This is a genomic window from Methylobacterium gnaphalii (genome assembly GCF_007992215.1).
GTDB classification, from domain to species: domain Bacteria; phylum Pseudomonadota; class Alphaproteobacteria; order Rhizobiales; family Beijerinckiaceae; genus Methylobacterium; species Methylobacterium gnaphalii.
The window spans coordinates 1-2,117 of record NZ_BJZV01000084.1 but is presented as its reverse complement, the minus strand read 5'-3'; the positions used below and the strand labels follow the sequence as shown (position 1 = coordinate 2,117).

Annotated in this window: 1 protein-coding gene; it reads right to left on the bottom strand. The window is 56.4% G+C overall.

Translation table 11 applies throughout. The features are described 5' to 3' along the window. Window positions 1-47 precede the first annotated feature (47 nt). Window positions 48-1,595, bottom strand: coding sequence for a GGDEF domain-containing protein (locus tag MGN01_RS23155; protein ID WP_147049142.1), 1,548 nt, complete (start codon window positions 1,593-1,595; stop codon window positions 48-50). Window positions 1,596-2,117 lie beyond the last annotated feature (522 nt).

Sequence of the window (2,117 nt, the reverse complement as noted above, 5' to 3'; positions counted from 1 at the left end):
GCGACCACGCCGTTCGCACATGCCGAAGCCTAACCGTATATATTACGTCATCGGGATACTACGTGAAGGTTGGTAACCTTCCGGCTTGCGACTTGTATCTGATTGCGCCCCTGCGCCTTCGCTTCATAGAGGGCGCTGTCTGCAGCGGAAACAAGCGCAGCTGCAGCGATTATCTTTGAGGGGCTCATTTCGGCGGCCCCGCCGCTCACTGTAAGGATTCCGTGCGGGTTGCCAGTATGGGGGGTCTTCCAAGCGGAAACCAGCGTTCTGATGCGTTCTCCAACCACCTTAGCGCCAGCGACATCCGTTTTCGGAAGCAGGACAGCAAATTCTTCGCCGCCAATCCGACATGCGACGTCCGAAGAACGATCGATGCCAGCCTCTATGGACCGGGCGATCACCTGCAGAGCTTCGTCCCCCTTCTGATGGCCGTAGCGATCATTGAAGCCTTTGAAGTAGTCAGCGTCCATAACGAGCAGCGAGAGCGAGTGGCCGGAGCGAACGGCGCTACGCCATTCCTGGTCTAAAACTTCATCGAACCGGCGTCGATTCGCCAAGCCGGTTAGCGCGTCTGTCGTCGCGAGCTTCTGGAGTTCGATGTTCAGCGCGTCCGTGACTTGCTGGGCGCACTTACGCTGCACCAACTCTCTCCGGAACAGGTGAGTAAGCACCATGGTGGTGATACATAGAGTGCCAACGACTGCTGCAAGCACGAGCGCCTTGCGCCACCAACTCGCATAAATTTCCTCGGGTCGGACGGCAATGCTGAGGCGTAGCGGAAGGTTACCAACCTGGGCGAAGACGAAGTTGCGGCTTCCCTCTCCGATCATTGCTGGCCCGTTGAAGCTGCCCTCGCCCGTGGACTGAACTCGATCGTAGCTTTCCGTCCCAGCTACCGTTTGACCGATTGCCCGCTCGTCGTAGGGTTCCCGCATGATGATTGAGCCACCGGATCCATAGAGAGTCACGGTTCCGGCGTGATCTGCTCTCACAGCCTCGAAAAGCTGTCGAAAGTAATCAAGGTAAATCGAACCTATGGCCACGCCCCCAAAGGACCCATCCGGGTTCGAAATGCGCCGGCTAAGCACAAGCACCCATCGATCAGTTAAGCGCGAGAGAATGGGCTGACTAATATGCAGGCCAGGATCGGCGTGCGTAAGATGGTATTGAAAGTACTCGCGGTCGGCGTAATTCAGTGACTGGGGTTGATTTGATTTCGAGCTGATTATGAGATTTCCTTTGCTGTCGAAAACTAGGATATAGCCAAAGTTTTTGGCTGTTGCTGCTCTGTCGAAGAGGATCATCTGCCGTGTTTCTGGGTCAGCATTAGCCACGGCCGGGAGCTTCATGCCATCGACGACGGCCCTCAGCGACAGATCGTACATCTCAAGGTTACGGGCGATATCGCGTCCGAGAAGTTGTACTAAGCTGCGAGATGTAATCGCTGCCTGTCGGCCAGCATCCAGGCGCATCTGCCAGAGCATGAATGCCGACACGGCACATACGCCGATGACGCACAGCAGATTGACGCAGCTCAGCCATGCGCCGGAGCGCATCCCCTCGAGGCGCTCCTTCTTTGCATGTAGCGCGTACATCTGGGAGCTCTCCAACCCGGCGAGCCACTAAACATCAGCCTAATTTATGAAGCCTTTACGCCCCTTTTGGGCAGGCTTTATTGGCTCGAATAAACAAAATATTTACTGAGTGTAGGTTCTGACTCAACGCTTCCGAAATCGAGTTTGGCAGCTGAACCGTACCCCGAATTGAAGCAAGCTCTCTCCGATCGCCCTCAGAAGTTTCGCGGTCGCAAGTGTTGGCTCGTCGGGGAAACAGCGGCCCGAACGCTTCTTCCGGCGGGCTCCCAGATCTACCGGTACACCGCTGAGACTCCCGAGCAGAGCATGAAGGCGCCCTGTATGCCCGCGAGGGGTGATCCCGATTGACCGCCGATCGAAGGCCTGCGACACATCCTGTGTTGACCCCAAAATCAACGAGACCACTCAACCCGCCCGGTTCGCCGCAGCGGGCATTTTGTTGCGATCAAACAAATCTATCAGGAGCGTTTCACAGAGGGGTCCATGTTCTCCACGCCGCAATCCAGAAAATCGAAGCTGCCG